Source organism: Pseudomonas sp. MAG733B, from assembly GCF_036884845.1.
GTDB lineage: Bacteria > Pseudomonadota > Gammaproteobacteria > Pseudomonadales > Pseudomonadaceae > Aquipseudomonas.
The window spans coordinates 715,993-738,712 of record NZ_CP145732.1 but is presented as its reverse complement, the minus strand read 5'-3'; the positions used below and the strand labels follow the sequence as shown (position 1 = coordinate 738,712).

The following is a 22,720-nucleotide window of genomic DNA, read 5'->3' as shown; positions in this document are numbered from 1 at the left end:
TGCAGCCAAGGAGCGGCACTGATGTCCAGTCTGGCAGATGCAATCGTCCAGAGTGATCTGGACATCGCCCCATTGTTGTTGCCCGCACAAGTGCTGCGCAACGATGCTCAAGCGATCAAGGCCGCCCATGAGCTGGCGCAAACCGCCCGCCTGCAAGCGGCCAAACGCGACCAGCAGCGCAAGCTGCCGTGGTCGGAAATCGAACAGTTCACCCGCAGCGGCCTGGGCAGCATTGGCATCCCGCGCGAGTACGGTGGTCCACAGGTTTCGTTCGTCACCCTGGCCGAGGTGTTCGCGATCATTTCCGCGGCAGACCCGGCCCTTGGGCAGATCCCGCAGAACCAGTTCGGCATCCTCAATCTGGTGCTGGGCAGCGCCACTGAAGCGCAGAAAAAACAGCTGTTCAAAAGCGTGCTCGATGGCTGGCGCATCGGCAATGCCGGGCCGGAACGCGGCACCAAAAACACTCTGGAACTCAAGGCGCGCATCACCGCCGACGGCGATGGCTTTGTCCTCAGCGGCCAGAAGTTCTATTCCACCGGCGCGCTGTTCGCGCACTGGGTCGCGGTCAAGGCGCTCAATGACGACGACAAGCAAGTGCTGGCCTTCGTGCGTCGCGGCACGCCGGGGTTGCGGATCGTCGATGACTGGTCCGGCTTCGGTCAGCGTACCACCGCCAGCGGCACGATTTTGCTGAACAACGTGCGGGTCGACGCCGAACTGGTGGTAGACAACTGGAAGATCAACGACAAGCCCAATACCCAGGGCGCCGTCTCGCAACTGATTCAAGCCGCCATCGACGCCGGGATCGCCCGGGGCGCCATCGACGATGCCATCGAATTCGTGAAAACCCGTGCGCGACCATGGATCGACGCCAATGTCGAACGAGCCAGTGACGACCTGTACGTGATTGCCGACATCGGCAAGCTGAAGATTGAGCTGCACGCCGCCGAAGCCCTGCTGCGCAAGGCCGGGCAAGTGCTCGATCAGGTCAGCGCCGCGCCGCTCACCGCCGAGTCCGCTGCCCGCGCGTCGATCGCCGTGGCCGAAGCCAAAGTGCTGACCACCGAGATCTCGCTGCTGGCCAGCGAAAAACTCTTCGAACTGGCCGGCAGCCGCGCCACCCTCACCGAATTCAACCTCGACCGCCACTGGCGCAACGCCCGCGTGCACACCCTGCACGACCCGGTGCGCTGGAAGTATCACGCCGTGGGCGCCTACCACTTGAACGGCACCTTACCGGCTCGCCATTCCTGGATCTGACGACCAGACATCTGGAGAAACACATGACAAGTTCTCACCACGTCGCGGTCTTAACCAGCGATGAGCAAGCCCTGATTGTCGCCAGCGATCTGGCCGAAGATTTCAAACGCGACAGCGCCCTGCGCGACCGTGAACGTCGACTGCCACACCCGGAGCTGGAAGTGTTTTCCCGCTCGGGCCTGTGGGGCATCAGCGTGCCGAAAGAGTACGGTGGCGCGGGCGTTTCCAACGTCACGCTGGCCAAGGTCATCGCGCTGATCAGTCAGGCTGACGGCTCGCTCGGACAGATCCCGCAGAACCATTTTTATGCCCTGGAAGTGCTACGCGTGAACGGCAGCGCCGAGCAGAAGAAACGCCTGTATGCCGAAGTGTTGGCCGGTCAGCGTTTCGGTAATGCACTCGCCGAACTCGGCACCAAAACCGCCCACGACCGCGTCACGCGCCTGACCCGCGACGGCAGTGGCTATCGCATCAACGGTCGCAAGTTCTACGCCACGGGTGCGATTTACGCTCAGCGCATCCCGACCTCGGTGATCGATGAAAACGGCGTGCAGCAATTGGCATTCGTACCGCGCACCAGCAAAGGCCTGACCGTTATCGACGACTGGAGCGGCTTCGGCCAGCGCACCACCGGTAGCGGTTCGGTGGTGTTCGAAGATGTGTATGTCGCCGTCGAAGACGTGATCCCGTTCCAGACTGCGTTCGAGCGCCCGACCCCGGTCGGTCCGCTGGCGCAGATTCTCCACGCCGCCATCGACACCGGCATCGCCCGCGCGGCCTATGAAGACGCGCTGCACTTCGTGCGCACCAAGACCCGGCCGTGGATCGACGCGACCCATGAGAAAGCCATTGAAGATCCGTTGACCCTCAAGAGCTTCGGCCACTTGAGCATTCGTCTGCACGCCGCCGAAGCGCTGCTGGAACGCGCCGGTGAATTCCTCGACAAGGCCCAGGCCGACACCCAAGCCGAGACCGTCGCCGCCGCCTCGATTGCCGTCGCCGAAGCCCGCGCAATCAGCACCGAAATCTCCCTCGCGGCCGGCAGTACCCTGTTTGAACTGGCCGGCAGCCAGGCAACCCTTATCGAACATGGCCTCGATCGCCACTGGCGCAACGCCCGGGTGCATACCCTGCACGACCCGGTACGCTGGAAGTATCACGCGGTCGGCAATTACTACCTCAACGATGAAAATCCTCCGCTGCGGGGGACTATTTGATGACCGCTGCGAAAAAGAAAATCCTGCTCAACGCGTTCAACATGAACTGCATCGGGCACATCAACCACGGCCTGTGGACGCATCCGCGCGACACGTCGACCCAGTACAAAACCATCGAGTACTGGACCGAACTGGCGCAGTTACTCGAACGCGGCCTGTTCGACGGTTTGTTCATCGCCGACATCGTCGGCGTTTACGACGTTTACCAAAACTCGGTGGACGTACCGCTCAAAGAGTCGATCCAACTGCCGGTCAACGATCCATTGCTGCTGGTTTCGGCCATGGCCGCGGTGACCAAAAACCTCGGCTTCGGCCTCACCGCCAACCTCACCTACGAACCGCCGTACCTGTTCGCCCGGCGCATGTCGACACTGGATCATCTGAGCCGTGGCCGAGTGGGCTGGAACATCGTCACCGGATACCTCGACAGCGCCGCCAAAGCCATGGGCCTGAGCGAACAAGTCGAGCATGACCGCCGTTACGACCAGGCCGACGAGTACCTGCAAGTGCTCTACAAACTCTGGGAAGGCAGCTGGGAAAACGGCGCGGTACTGAACGATCCGAAACAGCGGATCTACGCGCAGCCGGAGAAAGTGCACAAGGTCGAGCACAAGGGCGAGTTCTATCAGGTCGAGGGTTATCACCTCTGTGAGCCGTCGCCACAACGTACGCCGGTGCTGTTCCAGGCGGGCAGTTCGGATCGCGGCTTGCTGTTCGCCGGGCGGCATGCCGAGTGCGTGTTTATCAGCGGCCAGACCAAGGCGTCGACCAAAGTGCAGGTGGACAAGGTCCGCGCCAGCGCCGTTGAAGCTGGCCGCAACCCCGAGGACATCAAAGTGTTCATGGGCCTGAACGTGATCGTCGGCGAAACCGAAGAACTGGCGTGGGCCAAGCACGCCGAGTACCTGAGCTACGCCAGCGCCGAAGCCGGCGTGGCGCATTTCTCCGCGTCCACCGGGATCGATTTTTCCGAATACGCCATCGACGAACCGATCCAGTACGTGAAGAGCAACGCGATCCAGTCCGCCACAAAAAACCTGCAAAACAACGACTGGACTCGGCGCAAATTGCTGGATCAACACGCCCTCGGCGGACGCTACATCACGGTGGTCGGCTCGCCCGGGCAAGTGGTCGATGAGCTGGAATCGTGGACCGCCGAAACCGGTCTCGACGGCTTCAACCTGACGCGAATCGTCACGCCGGAAAGCTATGTGGATTTCATCGATCTGGTGATTCCAGAGCTGCAACGGCGCGGCTCGTACAAGACTGCTTATGACGACGGCAGCTTGCGGGAAAAGCTGTTTCGCGAAGGGGCGCATTTGCCCGAGCAACACACAGGCTCGGCTTACCGCCGCTAAAAGCTTCGCGAGCAAGCCCGCTCCCACATTTGGAACGCATTTCCCTGTGGGAGCGGGCTTGCTCGCGAAGAGGCCCGCACAAACACCTTAATTTATGCACTGACTGGAAAAACCATCATGAAAAAGAACTACCTCTCTCACCCAGTCAAAGCACTGGCCTTGGCCCTCGGCCTCTTCAGCTCGGTCTCCTTCGCCGCCGACGCGCCACTGAAAATCGGCACCACCGCCGCCTTCGCCATTCCGCTGGAAGCGGCCGTCGAAGAAGCCGGCAAACAAGGCCTGAAAGTCGAGCTGGTGGAGTTCACCGACTGGATCGCGCCGAACGTCAGCCTCGCCGCCGGTGACATCGACGTGAACTACTTCCAGCACATCCCGTTCCTGGAAAACGCCAAGGCTGCCTCCGGTTTTGACCTGGTGCCGTTCGCGCCAGGGATCATCAACAACGTCGGCCTCTACTCGAAAAAATACAAAAGCTTCGATGAGCTGCCACAAGGCGCCAGCGTGGCCATCGCCAACGATCCAATCAACAGCGGACGCGGCTTGCAGTTGCTGGCCAAGGCCGGTTTGATCACGCTCAAACCGGGTGTCGGCTACAAGGCCACCGAAGAAGACATCATCGCCAACCCGAAGAAAATCAAGATCCTCCAGGTTGAAGCGGTGCAACTGGTGCGCGCCTACGATGACGCCGATCTGGTCCAGGGCTACCCGGCCTACATTCGCCTGGCGAAGACTTTCGATGCCGGTTCCGCGCTGCTGTTCGACGGCCTCGATCACAAGGAATACGTGATCCAGTTCGTGATCCAGCCAAAGAGCAAAACCGACCCGCGCCTGATCAAATTCGTCGACATCTACCAACACTCGCCCGCCGTTCGCGCCGCACTGGATAAAGCTCATGGCATGCTCTATCAAGCCGGTTGGGAGAGCTGAGCATGACCGCCGCGATTCAACGGCGACTGGAGATTCCAGAGCCTCAAAACGCAGAACAAACCGAGCTGCATCCGGAGCTCAATCGTGCCCACGTCCGCTTCGTCGGCCTGGGCAAAACCTACGACGGTAAACAAGGGCCGGTGGCCGCCCTGCACGGCATTGACCTGGCGATCCAGCGCGGTGAAGTGTTCGGCATCATCGGCCGCAGCGGCGCCGGTAAATCCTCGCTGATCCGCACCATCAACCGCCTCGAACAACCGACCTCGGGTCGGGTGCTGATCGATCAGGTGGACATTGGCGAGTTCGACGAGGACCGCTTGGTCGCGCTGCGTCGACGCATCGGCATGATCTTCCAGCACTTCAACCTGATGTCGGCCAAGACTGTTTGGCAGAACGTCGAACTGCCGCTGAAAGTCGCCGGTGTGCCCAAGGAACAACGCGAGCAGAAAGTCCGCGAGCTGTTGGAACTGGTGGGCCTGCAAGCCAAGCACAAGGCCTATCCGGCGCAGTTGTCCGGCGGCCAGAAACAGCGTGTCGGCATTGCCCGTGCGCTGGTGCACGACCCGGCGATCCTGCTCTGTGACGAAGCCACTTCGGCGCTGGACCCGGAGACCACGCAATCGATCCTCGGCCTGCTGCGCGAGATCAATCAGCGCCTGGGTTTGACCATCATTTTGATCACCCACGAAATGGCGGTGATCCGCGAAATCTGCGATCGCGTCGTGGTGCTCGAACATGGGCGCATCGTTGAGCAAGGCCCGGTGTGGGAAGTGTTCGGCAACCCACAGCATGAGGTCAGCAAGACCCTGCTCGCACCGTTGCAACATGCCTTGCCGCCAGAGCTGCAAAGCCGCTTGCAACCTCAACCGCAGTCCTCGGACGACGCGCTGGTATTGCGCCTGCAATTTACTGGTGGGGCCCATGACGAACCCGACGTCGCCGCGCTGTTCAGTGCCCTCGGTGGCCGCGTGCGCTTGCTGCAAGGTGGCGTGGAGCGCATTCAGGGCCACGCTCTGGGGCAACTGCTGCTGGCGGTGACCGGTTCGGCCTTCGACGCCGAGGAGTTGCGTCAGCGCGCCAGCCAGTGGGCACAACAGGTGGAGGTGTTGGGCTATGTGGTTTGATCGCTTGCTACAGGGTTTTATCGACACGTTTCTGATGGTCGGCGTGTCGTCGCTGATCGCACTGTTGGCGGGCATTCCGATGGCGGTGATCCTGGTCACCAGCTCAAAGGGCGGCATCTACGAAGCTCCGGCGCTGAACCGCGCACTGGGCGCGTTCGTGAACCTGTTTCGCTCTATCCCGTTCCTGATTCTGATGGTGGCGCTGATTCCGTTCACCCGGTTGATCGTTGGCACCACGTACGGCGTATGGGCGGCCGTGGTGCCGCTGACCATCGCGGCTACGCCGTTCTTTGCGCGCATCGCCGAAGTCAGTTTGCGCGAAGTCGATCACGGCTTGATCGAAGCGGCGCAAGCCATGGGTTGCCGACGCCAGCACATCGTCTGGCATGTGTTGTTGCCGGAAGCGCTGCCGGGGATTGTTGGCGGGTTCACCATTACGCTGGTGACCATGATCAACTCCTCGGCCATGGCCGGGGCGATTGGTGCCGGCGGCTTGGGGGACATTGCTTACCGGTATGGGTATCAGCGCTTTGACAGCCAGATCATGTTGACGGTGATTGTGTTGCTGGTGGCGTTGGTGGCGGTGATTCAGTTGGGTGGGGACAGACTGGCTCGTGGTTTGAACAAGCGGTGAAGAGCTGAAGATCACCCTGCTTTCGTGGCGAGGGAGCTTGCTCCCGCTGGGCTGCGAAGCAGCCCCAAACCATTCAGTTCGGTGTATCAGTGAAATTCGGGGGTCAGACTTTACGATTGCTGCGCAATCGAGCGGGAGCAAGCTCCCTCGCCACAGGTCGTCGCATGCTTCCAGAGGGAAGTTTTCGTACAGGAAAATCAGCTGTTCCGAAGGTCCGTTCCCTTTCCTTTGCAGGACATTTCCTAGATCATTTCGCTCGCTTGCGCCTGCCGAATCCCGTGGCTAGTCTCGGTCCGTCACTGCTCATCAGTGATCGGGTTTAGTAGCCCGGAACAATAGGCGCATAGCGACTTCATGCTCATGTCCGGCGACTCTTGCCGCATGCAGAATATGGTAGCTGTGCGTGGGGCACCTTCGGGTGCACCGGTTTTCCTATTGACCGGCCTACTAACCTGCGCACAGCCACCACCCAATCGTTTAGTAGGCGATAAGTGATGGCTCCCTTGCAGCAATAGGAGCAACACTCATGGAAAAATCCGTTCCCGATCCACCTTCCGAATCTTCTACTAACGAAACCGCCAGTGAAGACCCGCTCAGGGATCGATCAGCGCTGTACCGTGCCATCGATTTCTACCTCACTGGCGACCAACCCGCGCCGCCCGATGAACTGCGCTTTTACAACGTCAGCAAGGACGTGAGTTTCGAAGACACCCAGCTCTATGTCGCCGATCTGCTGCGCTGCGCCTCAGTCTCGGCGTATCAGTGTGGCGACCATCTCAAGGGTGCCGACCGGGCGATGGTGTATTCGATCTGGCATTTGCTGGAGATTGCCAAGGCGATGGTGGATCACTCCATCGAGTGCTTGGGGATGAAAAAAACCTGAGCCAGTGAAATCGCCATCGCGAGCAGGCTCACTCCTACAGTGGATCGGCGTTGAACACAAAATCTGTGGCCAACGCAAACCCTGTAGGAGTGAGCCTGCTCGCGATGGGCTGCACAGCAGCTCCAAACCCGATGGCGTATATTCGGCAAATCCCAATTGCCTGCGCAGCCAACCATGAAACAAACCCCCGACGACCTCCAGCAGATCACCGCCACCACCCTGGGTCATTACAACTCAGTGGCCGAAGGTTTTCGCGAAGGCACCCGCGATCACGATGTCAGTCAGAACATCGATGCGCTGCTGCGGCATATTCAGGGCGAGGCGCCGTTCGACATTCTCGATTTCGGCTGCGGCCCTGGTCGCGATTTACAGACCTTCACGCGCATGGGCCACAAGGCAGTCGGCCTGGACGGTTCGGAAAAATTTGCGCAAATGGCCCGAGAGGACAGTGGTTGCGAGGTCTGGCAGCAGGACTTCCTGAAGCTCGATCTGCCGGCCGAGCGATTCGACGGGATCTTTGCCAACGCGGTGTTGTTCCACATCCCGCGCCAGGAGTTACCTCGGGTGTTGACGCAATTGCGCGAGGCACTGAAACCGGGTGGCGTGCTGTTCAGTTCCAATCCCCGTGGCGAGAACCAGGAAGGCTGGAACGGGCCGCGGTATGGGGCGTATCACGACCTTCAGGCGTGGCAGCAGTTGCTGACTGAAGCGGGGTTTGTGGAGCTGGAGCATTACTACCGGCCGGCGGGGCTGCCGCGGGAGCAGCAGCCTTGGTTGGCGAGTGTCTGGCGTAAGCCGGCGTAGCCATCGCGGACGCCATCGCCAGCAGGCTGGCTCCCACAGTTGATCGCATTTACCTGTGGGAGCCAGCCTGCTGGCGATGAGCGCGCAGCGCTCGCCTTACTGCACCTCTTTCTTCGGCTCGTGAATCTTGTACCAGGCCACATACAGCGCCGGCAAAAACAGCAGCGTCAGCAGCGTGGCGACAATGATCCCGCCAATCATCGCGTAGGCCATCGGCCCCCAGAACACTTCCCGGGCAATCGGGATCATCCCCAGGCTCGCCGCCGCGGCGGTCAGCAGGATCGGCCGGCGTCGGTGTTCGGTGGCTTGCACCACCGCATCCCAAGGCGCATAGCCCTTGTGCTCGTACTCCTCGATCTGGGTCACCAGGATCACCGAGTTGCGGATGATGATGCCGATCAACGCCAGAATCCCGAGGATCGCCACAAAGCCCATCGGCGTGCCGGTCGGCACCAGCGCAATCACCACGCCAATCAAGCCCAACGGCGCAACGCTGGCCACCAGGAACAGCTTCTGCACGCTGTGCAACTGGATCATCAGGAAGGTCGCCATCAAGAACAGCATCAACGGCACAACCTTGGCAATCGGCCCCTGGGCCTTGCCGCTCTCCTCCACCGTACCTCCGGTGGCGACCTTGTAACCCACCGGCAATTTGGCGGCAAAGGCATCAATGGATGGCTTGAGGATTTTCACCAGGTCGGTCGGCTGAATGTCGTCGCGTATCGCCGCCTTGATGGTGATGGTCGGTTGGCGATCGCGACGCCACACCAGCGGCTGCTCCAGTTCGTAGCGCACCGTGGCGAACGCCAGCAGTGGAATAGACGTGCCGCTTGGCGTGACGATCTGCAGGTTCTGCAGGGTCTCTGGCGTACCACGTTCGGAGTCCACCGCACGACCGACTACGTTGATCAGGTAAATGTCGTCGTCCACCTGAGTCACCGCCGTGCCGCTGACGATGCCGTTCATCAGGTTGGCCACGTCCTCGGAGGACAGTCCCAACTGCCGCGCCTTGTCCTGGGCAATGTCGATGCGCAGCACTTTGCCCGGCTCGTTCCAGTCGTAGATGATCTCGCCGATGTGCTGGTTCTTGTCCAGTTCGGTGGCCAGTTCGATGGCATGCCGGCGCACCTGATCGATGTCTTTGCCGCTGACGCGGTACTGAATCGGACGCCCAACCGGCGGCCCCATTTCCAGGGCCTGGACATAGCCGCCAATGCCGACGAACTCGTTGCGCAAGCGCTCACGAATCTTCTGCATCATGGCTTCACGGGTCTTGCCTTTGCTGACGATCACCAACTGCGCGTAGAACGGGTTTTGCAGTTGTTGGTCCAGCGGCAGGTAGAAACGGATCGCACCCTGGCCGATGTAGGTACTCCAGCGCACGATGTCCGGATCGCCCTTGAGTGAGGCTTCGAGCAGATCGACCGCCCGCCGCGTTTCAGCGATCGAGGCGTTCTGCGGCAGGTTCAGGTCCACCAGGATTTCCGGCCGGTCCGAGGACGGGAAGAACTGGTTCTGCACGAAGCGCATGCCGACCACCGACAACACGAACAACAGCACGGTGATGCCGATGGCCCACCAGCGATTTCGCATGCACCACAGCAACCCGCCGTTGAAGGCCTTGCCGACGCGTCCGGGCTCGCCCTCATGGGGTTTCACGTTGGTGCTGAGAATGTGCACACCAATCACCGGCGCAAACAGTACCGCCACCACCCACGACACCAGCATCGCACAGGCAATCACCGCAAACAGTGTGTAGGTGTACTCACCCGCCGAGCTCGCGTTCAGACCGATCGGCACGAACCCGGCCACCGTCACCAGCGTACCGGTGAGCATCGGGAACGCTGTGGATGTGTAGGCAAAGGTCGCGGCCTGTTCCTTGGTCTCGCCCATTTCCAGGCGCGTGACCATCATTTCCACGGTGATCATCGCATCGTCCACCAGCAGGCCGAGGGCAATGATCAGCGCGCCGAGGGAGATCCGCTGCATGGTAATGCCGCTGTATTCCATGAACACAAACACCATCGCCAGCACCAGCGGAATCGAGCACGCCACCACCAGTCCGGCGCGAACGCCAAGGCTGACGAAGCTGACCAACAGCACGATCACCACCGCTTCGAACAACGCACTGGTAAAACCGCCGACGGCTTCTTCCACCACAACGGCCTGGTCGGAGACGTTGTGCACGCCGACACCCACCGGCAAATCCGCGGTCAGCTGGTTGATGCGTTCATGCAGTGCCTTGCCGAACGCCTGGACGTTGCCGCCCTTCTGCATGGCGATCGCCAGGCCGATGGCCGGTTGGCCGTTGAAGCGGAATTCCGGCGATGCCGGATCGACGTAGCCGCGACTGATTTCGGCGATGTCGGCCAGACGATAGAAACGGTCGTTGAGCTTGAGGTTGACCTCGGCCAGGTCTTTCTCGGACGTGAACTGCCCCGAGGTGCGCACCGAAATCCGCTCCGGTCCGGCCTCGATGACCCCCGCAGGGGTCACGGCGTTCTGGGTTTGCAGGCTCTGCACCACCTGGAGCTGATCGATGCCCAGCGCTGCGAGCTTGCGTGTGGAGATGTTCAGGTACAGCACTTCGTCCTGCTGGCCGACCATCTCGATCTTGCCCAACCCCGGCACGCCGCGAATTTCCATGCGGGCCTGTTCCACGTAGTCGCGCAATTGACGCATCGTCAGGCCATCGGCGGTGAACGCATAGATCGAACCGAAGACGTCACCGAACTCGTCGTTGAACCCCGGCCCCTGCATGCCCTGGGGGAACTGGCCACGGATATCGTTGATCTTCTTGCGCACCTGATACCAGATTTCCGGGATATCCCCGGCCTTGGTGGTATCGCGCAAGTACACGTACACCGTCGATTCGCCGGGCCGCGTGTAGCTTTTCACGTAATCGAGAGAATCGAGCTCTTCGAGTTTTTTCTCGATGCGGTCGGTGATCTGCTTGAGGGTCTCCTCCTGCGTCGCACCCGGCCATTTGCTCTGGATCACCATGGTCTTGATGGTGAACGAAGGGTCTTCTTCGCGCCCCAGGTTGATGTACGAGAACACACCCATCAGCAACGCGACGAACATCAGATACCAGATGAACGACTGATGCTTGAGGGCCCATTCCGAGAGGTTGAAAGGCCCTTTCATTGACTGTCCTCGTCGAATTTCACTGGTTGTCCTGGTTTGAGACTGTTTACACCGGCAGTGACTACCCGCTCACCGTTTCTCACGCCGTCGTCTAGCACTACGATGTCGTTGGTGCGGCTTATCACGGTGACGTTCCGCGGGGAGACGGTTTTTTTCTGTGCGTCAATGACCCAGATGCGTGGCTTGCCATCGACCTCCTGCAACGCGGTGACGGGTAATTCGATCCGCGGTTTGACCGCCGAACTCAGGGTGACGCTGATGGCCGTGCCCAGACGAAAACCTTCCGGTGTTTCGGCCAGGGTCAGGCGGGCGCGACGAGTGCGAGTGGCGCTTTGTGCCTGGGGTTCTATTTCGCGGATGATCGCTGTGGTGTTTGTGCTCGGGTCCAGTTGCCCGGCGACCAGGAACACGGTGTCACTGGGCAGCTGGTCGACCAGGGTATCGGGCAGGTCGATCACTGCTTCCTTGATGTCCGGTTGTGCCAGGGTCACCACTTGCTGCCCGGCCGTCACCACTTGCCCGGCCTCGGCGCTCCACGCGGTGACCACCGCTTTGTGGTCGGCACGCAGTTCGGTGTAGGCCAGTTGGTCCTTGCTTTGATCGACCGCGGCGCGGGCCTGATCGAGGGAAGCCTGGGTGGTTTTAAGGTCAGTGTTGGCCGAATCGAGCTGAGCCTGCGAGCCTACCCCGCGATCGAACAAAGCTTGCTGCCGGCGGGCGGTGGCCTGCGCATTGATGAGTTGTGCATAGATTTTTGCCAGGTCGCCCTCGGCCGAACGCAGTTGGTTCTGCTGGTCGGAGGGATCGAGCGTGGCGAGCAGCGTGCCCTTCTCGACCTCGGTCCCGACGTTGACGTTACGACTGGCGATTCGTCCGCCCACACGGAACCCGGTATTGCTCTCGTAGCGCGCCTGGATACTGCCGGCGAAACGCCCCAGATCCTCTTCGTTCAAGGCCTGAATCTTGATCGACAGCACCGGCCGTACCGGCTCCGGCGGTGGCTCGCTTTTGGAACAGGCGCTCAGCACCAGCCCAATGGACAACGCCCATAAAGGCTTCATGGCTTGGCTCCCCAACTCAGATCCTTGTAAGTGTTTTCGGCAATCTCGACTTCCATGCCCGGGTGCAGCAATTGCCCACCGGCGACGATGACTTTTTCGCCGCCCTTCAATCCGTCTTTGATGATGACCTTGCCCGTCAGATAGCGGCCGACCGTGACCGAATGCAACTGAGCCTGCCCTTTGTCGTCGACAATCCAGACGGCGGGTTCACTGATATTTTTGGTCAGCGCCGACCACGGCAACTCGATGACCGACTTGCCCGATCCCTTTGCCGTGGCGCTCACCACCGAGCCCAGTTGCATGCCATCAGGCAGGCTGTTCAGGCCGACCTTCACCTGTACGGTGCCTGACTCCGCCGACACTGACGGGGTGACTTCACGCACGGTGCCGGTGGTTTTGATCGCCGGGTTGTCGAGCAGGCTGAGGACAATGGTTTGATCCTTCGGCTTCTCGGCCAACAGTGATTCATAGACGTTGAACACCGCATCCCGGTCGCCGTCGCGGGCCAGGCCGAAGATCGGCATCGTCGCCTGCACCACTTGGCCGACTTCCGCCTGGCGGTCGGTAATGATGCCCGGCGCATCGGCGATCAGCGCGGTATAGCTCAACTGATCCTTGGCGTTGGCCAACTGCGCCTGGGCAGCGTTCAACGCGCTCTGACTGCTGCGCAAGGCAGCCTGGGCCGAGTCGTACTCGCTCTGGCTGGTATAGCCCTTGGGCAAGAGTTTTTCCTGGCGCACGAATGCCGCGGCGTTCTGTTTGACCAGTGCCTGCTGGGCGACCACTTGCGCCTGGGCCGAATCGACGTTGGTCTGCAAATCCTTGGGATCGAGACGGGCCAATACCTGCTTGGCCGTCACCCGGTCACCGACGTCGACCGAACGCTGGATGATCTTGCCGCCGACGCGGAAAGACAACTCGGTCTGTACTCGCGCCTGGATATCCCCGGTGAGCGTGACCGTAGCCGCGTAATCCGCTGGTTTGACGACTTGTACGAATACCCGCGGCAGGTATTCGGGAATTGGTTTTTTCTCTTCGCACGCGGTCAGCAACGTAATGACGCTCAAGGCCATTACCACTTTCAATCCGGGAACCGCCATGCAAACTCCTTGGCCTTTTCTGGTGTTTCAGAGACAACACGACTCTGAGCTTAGAACAGGGTTTGGCCTTCGCCAGGTCGATTGAAATTTCCTTGAAAAAGAACTGCTTCAGATCAAAAGATCATGGCTTCGTGACGGTCGCAGTGGATGGATTGGCCCAGCACCCGCCAAACTTCGCGTTATCGACTGTTGCGACGGGGAATCGGATCGCGCACCTCATAGCTGAAAGCTTCAAAGCCAATGCCTACCGGGGTCTGGAGTGGAGCGGAAGGCTGAGGTGGGACGGGTGAAGGCAGAGGCGCAGTAGGAGAATAGGACCCCACATCAATGGCGGTCTCAAACCTTCCCCGCGCATTCGGCCATGCCGACGGACGTGCTGGAGAAGACGATCCACCCACCAGATTTTTCAACGCTGGAATTACCTCAGGATTGCGCGCCGCCCACCAGGATCCGAGTCTGCTAGCCACTGATCCGCTCATTAATCCCAGAGCAGTATTTGCCATTGGTGCGAGCAAGGTTGAGGTGGGATTGATCGCAGTAATAATTGTGCTGCCCACACCGACTACGGCTCCCGCAACACCCGTCACCCCCGCCAAAACAGCGGACGCGGCTCCCACTGTATGCCTCATGGGCAATCTGAATGCGGCTCCATTCTCAAGCGCATCCAGTCCTACCTGAAAAGGTATACCGGGCCTCAACGTGATAGCCGAATTGAAAAGAGCACCGACACTGGTGAGGATTCGGGCAATAGCGGCAGCGGCCCACCTTCCCGTCGGATCACTGAAATTCACCGGATCACCCAGGCAATACGCATACGGATTCAGCCCGCCCCGACCAAACGGGCTCAACCTGTCCGGGCTGTTGAAACGCATCAGCACCGGGTTGAACGCCCGGTGTCCATTGCCCAGCAAATAGTGTCCGGTGACGGAATCCATCACTTCGCCGTTAAAAGCCGGAAGGCTGCTCCGACCGCTTTCGACCCGGCGATGGCCGTAAGGCGTAAAGGCTTGCCAAACAGGTCGGCCTTGATGAGTGAGCTGCAAGACCGAACGTTGCAGATCGGTCGCCAGCAAGCGACTCTCGAGGTCATCGCCTTCGCGTCTTTGCTCCGCCAGCAATTGTTTACCAATCTGGAACACGCTCTGGCTGGCCTGACCATCCAGCTGGGTCGCCAGATGCTCGCGGCAGTAAAAACGCTGCGTTTTTTCCTGGCCGGCAGGCTCACGCCCGACAAGTTGGTCCAGGGCGTCATAGCGATAGCGGCACAGCGCTGTTTTTTTCGAACTCATCAGGCCAACCTCGTATTCATACGTTCAGCTTGCACCCGCAAGTACGCTAAAACACCTAGCAGAACTGCTAGTACCGAGCGAAAACCTGTGTCACCCGTTTGCCGAGGATGCGGAAGACGACTATTTTCCTTTGCGCCGTAGGAAGGATCTTTTTTTCGAATTACCCCTCCAAGGACGGACCGCTTGTGGCCAGACTCCCGGCCGACCACTCACAAGGAAGAGAAAAATGGCAGACGTGAAAGTGCCCCCGCCGATGAATCCGCAGGACATCGTCAAGTTGCTGGTAGCGTTGCGCAGGGCGTTGAAGGCCAGGGTGGCGTGAGAGTTTTTGATTTTTGTGGCGAGGGAGCTTGCTCCCGTTCGACTGCGAGGCAGTCTCACGCAAAGCTAACGTGGCGTACCCTGACCGACTGCATACGCAGGTTTTGGGGGTCGCATCGCAACCCAGCGGGAGCAAGCTCCCTCGCCACAGTGACAACAAACACCCAATAAAAAACGCCGACGCTCTATTAGCCGTCGACGTTTGAAACCTTGAAGGGGTTTACCTCGCGAATCAGAACGCTGGCAGTACCGCGCCGCTGTACTTCTTCTCGATGAACGCTTTGACTTCCGGGCTGGTCAGGGCTTTGGCCAGTTTCTGGATGGCATCGCTGTTCTTGTTGTCCTCACGGGCCACCAGGAAGTTCACGTAAGGCGAATCGGCACCTTCGATCACCAGGGCGTCCTTGGTCGGGTTCAACTTGGCTTCCAGCGCGTAGTTGGTGTTGATCATGTCCAGATCAACTTCCTTCAGAACGCGCGGCAACAGGGCCGATTCGAGTTCCTTGAACTTGAAGTTGTGCGGGTTCTTGGCGATGTCTTTCGGGGTCGCCAGAGCGTTATTCGGGTCTTTCAGTTCAATCAGGCCAGCCTTCTGCAGCAGGATCAACGCACGGCCGCTGTTGCTGCCTTCGTTCGGGATAGCGATGGTCGCGCCGTCAGGCAGCTCGGCCAGGGTTTTGTATTTGCTGGAGTAGCCACCGAACGGTTCAACGTGCACGCCTTGCACGGTGACCAGGTACTTGGCTTTGTCATCCTTGTATTTGCCAGCGTTGAAGCTGTCCAGGTATGGCTTGGTCTGGAAGTAGTTGGCATCCAGGCGCTTTTCGCCAACCTGTACGTTTGGCTGTACGTAGTCGGTGAAAACCTTGATTTCCAGGTCCACGCCTTCTTTGGCGAGGGTTGGCTTGATCAGCTCAAGGATTTCAGCGTGCGGAACCGGGGTCGCGGCAACCACCAGTTTCTCGCCAGCCTGGGCCAGGCCCGTGGTCAGGGCAGCCGCCAGAGCGGTGAACAACAGAACCTTTTTCATGCAGTGTCCTTATCGAAAATCACAGTCGCTTGTGGCGACGGCTATTAGTACGAGTGCCAGTGAAGTGCTATCGCTGGCGTGAAGCGGACAATACCGGGATTTTTTATTCCCGGACAATAACGTTTATTCAGTTTCATATTCCATTTTGTTCATACAGCGCACTAGAGCGTCTGCGTCAGGCTTTCCAGCAAACGTTTGAGTGCCGAACGCTCATCGTCTGTGCCATTTTTGCTCGTATAAACAATGTCTTGCTCGATTTTCTCCAGCGAAATCGGTGGCTCTGACAGGTTCAAATGCTCGGGTAAAATCTCCTCGCCAGTGCTCACCAACAGCGCAAAGTGAATGACGTTTTCCAGCTCACGGGTGTTGCCCGGCCAAGTGTGTCGCTCCAGCACTTGTTGTGCGGCTTCGCTGATCAACGGCACCGGCAGATCCAGACGCTGGCTGTAGATACCGAGAAAATATTCGGCGAGCGACAGGATATCGCCCACCCGCTCGCGCAGCGCCGGCAATTCAAGCTGACCTTCGCTGAGGTAGTGATAGAGCCGCTCATGGAATTTGCCAGCGGCGACGGCCTGGGCCAGGTCGATGCTGGTGGCAGCGACCAGACGCACATCCACCGGACTTGGCTGATGGGCGCCGACACGGGTGACTTCGTGGTTTTCCAGGGCGGCGAGCAGCTTGATCTGGATCGGTAACGGCAAGTCGCCGATCTCATCCAGGTACAACGTGCCGCCGTTGGCCGAACCGAACCACCCGGCACGACTGCTGGCCGAGCCGCTGTAACTGCCTGCCGCGTAGCCGAACAATTCGGCATCGGCGTAAGTCGGGCTGATGGCTCCGCAATTGACCGAGACAAACAGCCCGCCGCGATCGCTGGCACGATGGATGTGCCGCGCCAGCAATTCCTTGCCGGTGCCGGTTTCACCACGGATCAGCACCGAAACCTCACGGGTTGCCAGTTGCTCCAGCTCCTGGCGCAATTGCCGCGAGCGCTGATCGACGAACACCAGCGCCTTGGCGCGGATGCTCAGGGGACTTTTTTCGGCGTCGGGAAAGGTCAGCAATGGCTGACCGAAGGTTTCAAAACTCATGGCAGACTCCCGCCCAAAACCGCCGGGAGACGGGGGCGATTCTAAAAAAACAAAAGGTTCAAGCGCGGCGCAGGGCGTTATGTTCCATGCGGTTTTGCAGGCGATAGAGATAGGCGAATCCCTGCTCCCAACGCTGGTGGCCGGACTTCACATTGATGTGCCCCGCACCTGCCAGGATCCCCGCTTCCGCGCCCCACTGACGCGCCAGTTCCAGAGCTCGCGGCGCACTGACCGCACTGTCGTTGTCGGAGCTGACTACCTGACTCGGAAACGGCAGCAGACCCGTCGGAATCGGCGCGAAGTTGCGCAGAGCCGGCGCGCAGGCCGGGCGCTCGACGTCCGCCGGGGCAACCAGCAAGGCGCCGCGCACCTGACGCAAAAACTGCACCGGCGCGGTCGCCGCCCAATGGGCGACGGTGATGCAACCGAGGCTGTGGGCAATCAGGATCACCGGCGTGCTGTCGGCGGCAATCGCCTCGGCCAGCGCCGCGACCCAGTCTTCACGACGCGGCGTCAGCCAGTCGGCCTGCTCCACCCGTGCGCTGTTCGGCAGGCTGTTCTGCCAGTGGCTTTGCCAATGATCTTCTGGCGATCCTTGCCAGCCCGGCACAATCAGGTAGCGAATTGATTCGTTGCGCATGGGGGAGCTCTCCTGCTGCGTGTCTGTTCCTGGTCGAGTATAGGGAGGAGAGTTATATTCGTTAAGGAATAAGAAGCTATTTATTAAGATCCATATCGAATATATGGTTTTTCCGGAGAATAAAAAAGGGACCGCACCCTGCCAAGGAGACGGCCCCGGAAACTCAAAATCTGTCAGCGCTGATCAACAACCCTGGGAGCCGATAATTAGCTAAATCGGTTATCCAATAAAGGAATATTTAATTACTTTATTAGACCCTAATCGCATATACCGATTGCCCGTCTTAATCCCTGCTTGCGTCACAACCTAACGTCTCTTCGGGTCAAATTGATGACGATCGACTGAGCTTGAGTTTCCGGATGCATGGCTTAGACCTGTGCGGCACGTACCTGCTGCGGTTCGACCGCGTCCTTGCGTTCAAACCGGTTGGCCCGGCCGAACGTGCCGATATCGTTGAAACGCACGCCCATCTCGCGCATCACCTTGTGCGCCACCGGCGCGGTCAACTGGCGAATGTAAAACGGTTCCTTCACCACAAAATGATGGATGCCGTGGGTACTGCCGAAGTTGAAGCAGAATGCTTGTAACGGCCACAGCCACCAGGCGTTCAGCACTTGGGTTTGCTGCATCACGTTGCCCAGTTCGACGTCACCGTAGTAGTGCATGTTCGAGCTGATGAAGTGCAGGCAAAAAGTGCGCAACACGTTCGGGCCGATGATCACCACTGCAGCGATATCGATCACCTGCATCACCGACAGGGTGGTCGCCGACCACTCGATTGGCGCGCCCAGCAAATAGGCGACGCCATTTGCCGCATGGAAGCCGAGAAACACGTACCACGCGCCCCAATGCACCAACGCCAAGGGTGCGTACACCTTCAAAGTGCGTTTGATGATGCTGAATTTGTGCGCCCAGGTTTTCGCCCGAAGCATGCGGATGAACGCCGACATGATGTTGTCGCCAATCATCAGAAACCGTGCAAAACCCCAAGGCTCGCCATTGGTGATCGCGCGTTCTTCCATGTCGGTTTCCGTGCCGGAAACCTTGTGGTGATTGAGATGCAGGTGACGACGAATCCAAGGGTTGATCGTACTTGGCCGCGCCAGCCACACCAGGCCCATCATCAGGTTGTGCGGCACCCGCTGTTTGCGAAAGTACATGCTGTGAATCAGGTCGTGCTCCAGCTCGTGGGTCAGCGAGGCGAAAAACGCATTGAGCAAAAGACACACCCACCACGCCATATGCCCGGTCATGTAGAGCGCCGCCGCACCGATCATGCCGGCCAACGCGAAGGCCAGGATGCCCGCGCCCATGGCGTCCTGATGCTTGAGAATCGGGTAACGCTCGCGCAACTCGACGCCTCTGGCCAGCACCGCTTCGCGAATATGTGCTGATCGCTGAGCTGCATTCAGTCGCTGGGGACTTGCAGAAGTACGGTCCATGCTTCCATCCTCTGGTTATTGATGTTCGCATCCTGCCTGCTGTGCCCGTGCGCAGCGGTAGCCGTGAACGCCAACCTGTTGACCGGAAGCGCCAATCAACATGACTGAACCGACCTCGCTCGCCAGCTGGACCCGCGCTTTGCGCAAGCAACTCGATGCCCTGGGCTTCGACAGCATCGCGCTGTGCCGGCAAGCGGGACTCGATCCGCAATTGATGGAAGACCCGAACGCGCGCTATCCATTGTCCGGTACTACGCGCCTGTGGGAACTCGCGGTGCAGGTCAGCGGTGATCCGGCGCTTGGCCTGCGGGTTTCGCGCTTCGTCAGCCCCACGACGTTTCATGCACTCGGGTATGCGCTGGTTGCCAGCGGCAGTCTGCGCGAAGTGTTTGAACGCATCGTGCGCTATCACCAAGTGGTCAGTGACGCCCTGGAACTGGAACTGACGCGCGCGGAAGACCGCTACCGTTTCCACTTGAGAATCCCGCCGGGCAATCCCGCTCCCGCTTACGAAGCCATCGATGCCTTCACCGCGATTTACGTGCGCACCTGTCGCAATCGCCTGGGCCGCGACTACGCCCCGCTGGCGGTGTACCTGCGTCGACCGGAACCGGCCGATCCGCATCAGTGGCACAAGGTGTTTCGCGCACCGGTGTACTTCGCCAACGACGAGGACCGGATCGAGTTCGCCCTGGCTGATTTCGACAGCCACCTGGACGACGCCAACCCGGAACTGGCCGAACACAACGAAACCGTGCTCAAGCGCACCCTGGCACAGCTCAAGCCGCTGACCTGGGAGCGCAAGGTTCGTGATGCCATCGAAGAACAATTGCCGGAAGGCGAACCCAGCGCCGAACACATCGCCAAAGCCCTGCACCTGAGCCTGCGCAGCCTGCAACGGCACCTGGCGGACGAAGGCTGCCGGTTCGATACGCTGCTCAACGAAAGCCGCGAGAACCTGGCGCTATTGTACCTGCGTGATCCGCAATGCTCGTTGAGCGAGATCAGTTATCTGCTGGGGTTCGCCGATACCAGCAGTTTCAGCCGCGCGTTCAAGCGCTGGACCGGGATGACGCCCGGGCAGTTTCGGGATGGGTTGCGGTGATCAGCCTTTAGCCAGGCTGCGTGCCATGCCCGCTTTCCACCGCTCGAGCATTTGCTCTCCAATTTCGGCAAAGAGATTGTGTGCCTTCATGTATTGGCCCATCTCATCCATCGCCATTTCCATCCCATGGATGACTTGTTGCAGCAATTCGTTGCAGCGGCCCTCAGTCAAATTGCACGCGGACCGCCCAAATCGCATCAGCACTTTGTACTTGGGCCACGCCTTCGATCCGCCCAATAGCAATGCCATGCTATCGGCCTTGATGTAGACCGACGTGGTGATGATGTCGTATGCGGGTGCCAGGCTGATTTGCGAATCGGCTCCACAGTCCTCGTAGAGGACACCGAAGTTTTTCAGGTGCGCGTCGCCATTCTTCAAACCCGATGAAAGTGCGACGATTTTGAAAAACGACTCAAGGGACTGATTGAGCATTGGAGGAGAAACAAACGCCTTGATCTGCTTGGCCGCGCCTTCGTATGAGCCATCGTATTTGGCTTTGGATGGCCAGGCATTGAGCACGCAGAAATCCTCAAAACCCAGATAACCTTTTTCATTCAGATCAAAGCGTTCAACGATCAAGAATTTACCGTGTTCACTGAGCTCAAATTTTGGCACCTCTAGACCCGAATGGAGCGCAGCCCGCATGCAGAAGTATTCGTTGGCGGCGAGCTCAGGGTATTGCTCCGGGTGAAAGGTTTTGACCAGATGCGTTGCCCCGCGATGGGACAGCCGATCGATGGTTGACGCGCTGTCACGAATCAGAACTTTCGGCTGCACACCGGAAACGCCCGAATACTGGCCATAGGTCTGCAAGAGGTCTTCGAACAAACCTTGCGCACCATCATGTACAAGCAGGTCCGTCAGGCTGGTTTCAGGTGGTCGGTCGTTTGGATCCTGTGCCGTTGAAATGCCCACTCTTCCGAGCTGGTGCGGGCCGACGATGGCAAGCATCGAGAATTCATCAAAACCCCGGACAGCTTTGCTGAAACGGCGAGTCAACTCATCACGCAGAGCGCCCTCCGGCAGGTTCATTTCAAAAACCGGTGGAACGCCCGGTTCCCAGGCATAACTCTCCAGGCGCACCGGCATGGTCAAAGAGACGGCGTTTTGCTCTGACGCGTTTTCGGCGTACGCAAACACGGTAGCGATGGGGGACTGACCACGACCAAGAATTCCGACGGCACTGTTGGAAACACTGATCGCCAACCGATCCTTTTCCTGCGGCTCATCCATGGAAATTCACCTTTTTCAGGGTGTCCAGCGTCGGACGCTTCGATTGTCGCGGCACAGCCGTAAGCTCATAACCGAAACCGTTGAGGATCGCCTCGACCTTGCGCAGACCGATTTCGGAGAGGGTATTGTTTTCGATTCCGGAGATCGTCGCACGGCTCATTCCATACTGCTGCGCCAGTGCCTGCTGGGAGAGTTTTCTCTCCTTGCGCAAGGTTCGGATCAGTTTGCCAAGGTTTTCCATTCAATCGACCTGCATCATATACAGTGCATATATTGAGATTTTTCTATCTATGCATTGTATTTAGTGCAGATTCACATTGAAGTCCAGCCACATTTATCGAGGCCTAGATCAGGCCATCAAACCGTAGCCAGCGCCCGCAACCGCTCTGCATCCAGGATCTCGATTTCCCCGTAACTCAGACCGATAATCCCCTGCCCCTGCAAATCCTTGAGGATCTGGTTGGTGGTCTGGCGCGACAGCGACAGCATTGAGGCCAGTTGTTCCTGCGGCAGTTGCAGGACGCGGCGGGGTTCGTCGAGTTCGCCGTAGCCTTCGGCGATCATCAGCAACCGATGCGCGAGCCTTGCCGGTGCAGGCAACAGGCTCAGTTGCTCCAGATTGATGAAGGTCATGCGTAGCTTCTGGCTCATCAACAATGCCAGTTGCCGCCAGTGCACCGGTTGTCCGTCGAGGACCGCCAGCAAAGGGTTCTGCGCAATGTGCAACAGCGTGCAATTGCTCACGGCGAACGCATCGTGGGTACGCGGCAGACCATCGAACAAACCGATTTCACCGAACCAGTGCGGTGCCTCCACCAGGCTCAGCAATGCCTCTTTGCCCTGCTCGCTGACGGCGCCGATGCGCACTGAGCCTTCGAGCACCGCGTACAGGCCACACGGCGGATCACCACGCTTGAACAGGCGCTGCCCCGGCGACAAGCGCCGCACCCTGGCGGCGGACAGCAGACTATCCTGTAGGGAAACAGGCAAATGGCTGAACCACTGACCACGCATCAGGCGTGGGCGCCAGACCTGCATATCCATGAAA

At 59.4% G+C, this 22,720-nt stretch carries 20 protein-coding genes; 9 read left to right on the top strand and 11 right to left on the bottom strand.

Annotation, left to right across the window (positions count from 1 at the left end; all coding sequences use genetic code 11):
* Nucleotides 1-21: 21 nt before the first annotated feature.
* From V6Z53_RS03405 to V6Z53_RS03370, 8 genes are all read left to right on the top strand, one after another.
* Nucleotides 22-1,263 (top strand): SfnB family sulfur acquisition oxidoreductase, encoded by a 1,242-nt coding sequence (locus V6Z53_RS03405; protein WP_338584152.1) that lies wholly within the window; start codon nt 22-24, stop codon nt 1,261-1,263.
* 23 nt (nt 1,264-1,286) lie between these two features.
* A complete protein-coding gene (locus V6Z53_RS03400; protein ID WP_338584151.1) occupies nt 1,287-2,480 on the top strand; it encodes an SfnB family sulfur acquisition oxidoreductase in 1,194 nt (397 codons plus the stop codon).
* Nucleotides 2,480-3,838, top strand: coding sequence for an LLM class flavin-dependent oxidoreductase (locus V6Z53_RS03395; RefSeq protein ID WP_338584150.1), 1,359 nt, complete (start codon nt 2,480-2,482; stop codon nt 3,836-3,838). The genes V6Z53_RS03400 and V6Z53_RS03395 overlap by 1 nt, the downstream gene beginning before the upstream one ends.
* A gap of 117 nt (nt 3,839-3,955) precedes the next feature.
* Nucleotides 3,956-4,765 (top strand): MetQ/NlpA family ABC transporter substrate-binding protein, encoded by an 810-nt coding sequence (locus V6Z53_RS03390; protein WP_338584149.1) that lies wholly within the window; start codon nt 3,956-3,958, stop codon nt 4,763-4,765.
* A gap of 2 nt (nt 4,766-4,767) precedes the next feature.
* Nucleotides 4,768-5,889: an ATP-binding cassette domain-containing protein gene (locus V6Z53_RS03385; protein WP_338584148.1), complete on the top strand. Its 1,122-nt coding sequence runs from the start codon at nt 4,768-4,770 to the stop codon at nt 5,887-5,889.
* Nucleotides 5,879-6,523: a methionine ABC transporter permease gene (locus tag V6Z53_RS03380; RefSeq protein ID WP_338584147.1), complete on the top strand. Its 645-nt coding sequence runs from the start codon at nt 5,879-5,881 to the stop codon at nt 6,521-6,523. Before V6Z53_RS03385 ends, V6Z53_RS03380 begins: the two co-directional genes overlap by 11 nt.
* A 526-nt stretch (nt 6,524-7,049) precedes the next feature.
* The gene (locus tag V6Z53_RS03375) at nt 7,050-7,406 is read left to right on the top strand and encodes a hypothetical protein (protein ID WP_338584146.1); all 357 of its coding nucleotides are present in this window, start codon (nt 7,050-7,052) and stop codon (nt 7,404-7,406) included.
* A 174-nt stretch (nt 7,407-7,580) separates the two neighbouring features.
* On the top strand, nt 7,581-8,210 hold the full coding sequence (locus V6Z53_RS03370) for a class I SAM-dependent methyltransferase (RefSeq protein ID WP_338584145.1): 630 nt from the start codon (nt 7,581-7,583) through the stop codon (nt 8,208-8,210).
* 96 nt (nt 8,211-8,306) lie between these two features.
* On the opposite strand, the gene V6Z53_RS03365 is transcribed toward V6Z53_RS03370, so the two are convergent.
* The 8 genes from V6Z53_RS03365 to V6Z53_RS03330 all read right to left on the bottom strand — a co-directional run bounded on the left by V6Z53_RS03365 (nt 8,307) and on the right by V6Z53_RS03330 (nt 19,334).
* Complete coding sequence (locus V6Z53_RS03365; RefSeq protein ID WP_338584144.1) at nt 8,307-11,357, bottom strand: efflux RND transporter permease subunit; 3,051 nt, start codon at nt 11,355-11,357, stop codon at nt 8,307-8,309.
* On the bottom strand, nt 11,354-12,418 hold the full coding sequence (locus tag V6Z53_RS03360) for an efflux RND transporter periplasmic adaptor subunit (protein WP_338584143.1): 1,065 nt from the start codon (nt 12,416-12,418) through the stop codon (nt 11,354-11,356). Before V6Z53_RS03360 ends, V6Z53_RS03365 begins: the two co-directional genes overlap by 4 nt.
* Nucleotides 12,415-13,518: an efflux RND transporter periplasmic adaptor subunit gene (locus V6Z53_RS03355; RefSeq protein WP_338584142.1), complete on the bottom strand. Its 1,104-nt coding sequence runs from the start codon at nt 13,516-13,518 to the stop codon at nt 12,415-12,417. Before V6Z53_RS03355 ends, V6Z53_RS03360 begins: the two co-directional genes overlap by 4 nt.
* 179 nt (nt 13,519-13,697) lie before the next feature.
* Nucleotides 13,698-14,807 (bottom strand): RHS repeat-associated core domain-containing protein, encoded by a 1,110-nt coding sequence (locus tag V6Z53_RS03350; protein WP_338584141.1) that lies wholly within the window; start codon nt 14,805-14,807, stop codon nt 13,698-13,700.
* A gap of 553 nt (nt 14,808-15,360) precedes the next feature.
* Complete coding sequence (locus V6Z53_RS03345) at nt 15,361-16,158, bottom strand: MetQ/NlpA family ABC transporter substrate-binding protein (protein ID WP_338584140.1); 798 nt, start codon at nt 16,156-16,158, stop codon at nt 15,361-15,363.
* A gap of 161 nt (nt 16,159-16,319) precedes the next feature.
* Entirely contained in the window at nt 16,320-17,252 is a 933-nt protein-coding gene (locus V6Z53_RS03340; RefSeq protein ID WP_338584139.1) for a sigma 54-interacting transcriptional regulator, read from the bottom strand.
* Between the two features lie 58 nt (nt 17,253-17,310).
* Complete coding sequence (locus tag V6Z53_RS03335; protein WP_338584138.1) at nt 17,311-17,892, bottom strand: alpha/beta hydrolase; 582 nt, start codon at nt 17,890-17,892, stop codon at nt 17,311-17,313.
* 368 nt (nt 17,893-18,260) lie between these two features.
* The gene (locus V6Z53_RS03330; RefSeq protein ID WP_338584137.1) at nt 18,261-19,334 is read right to left on the bottom strand and encodes a fatty acid desaturase; all 1,074 of its coding nucleotides are present in this window, start codon (nt 19,332-19,334) and stop codon (nt 18,261-18,263) included.
* Between the two features lie 100 nt (nt 19,335-19,434).
* Here V6Z53_RS03330 and V6Z53_RS03325 point away from each other — a divergent pair, with 100 nt between their 5' ends.
* The gene (locus V6Z53_RS03325; RefSeq protein ID WP_338584136.1) at nt 19,435-20,439 is read left to right on the top strand and encodes an AraC family transcriptional regulator; all 1,005 of its coding nucleotides are present in this window, start codon (nt 19,435-19,437) and stop codon (nt 20,437-20,439) included.
* Here the strand turns inward: V6Z53_RS03325 and V6Z53_RS03320 are convergent, their stop codons facing one another.
* The 3 genes from V6Z53_RS03320 to V6Z53_RS03310 form a co-directional block, all read right to left on the bottom strand.
* Nucleotides 20,440-21,672: a type II toxin-antitoxin system HipA family toxin gene (locus tag V6Z53_RS03320; RefSeq protein ID WP_338584135.1), complete on the bottom strand. Its 1,233-nt coding sequence runs from the start codon at nt 21,670-21,672 to the stop codon at nt 20,440-20,442.
* On the bottom strand, nt 21,665-21,913 hold the full coding sequence (locus tag V6Z53_RS03315) for a helix-turn-helix transcriptional regulator (RefSeq protein WP_338584134.1): 249 nt from the start codon (nt 21,911-21,913) through the stop codon (nt 21,665-21,667). The genes V6Z53_RS03320 and V6Z53_RS03315 overlap by 8 nt, the downstream gene beginning before the upstream one ends.
* Nucleotides 21,914-22,029: 116 nt before the next feature.
* Nucleotides 22,030-22,716: a Crp/Fnr family transcriptional regulator gene (locus V6Z53_RS03310; RefSeq protein WP_338584133.1), complete on the bottom strand. Its 687-nt coding sequence runs from the start codon at nt 22,714-22,716 to the stop codon at nt 22,030-22,032.
* Between the last annotated feature and the right edge of the window lie 4 nt (nt 22,717-22,720).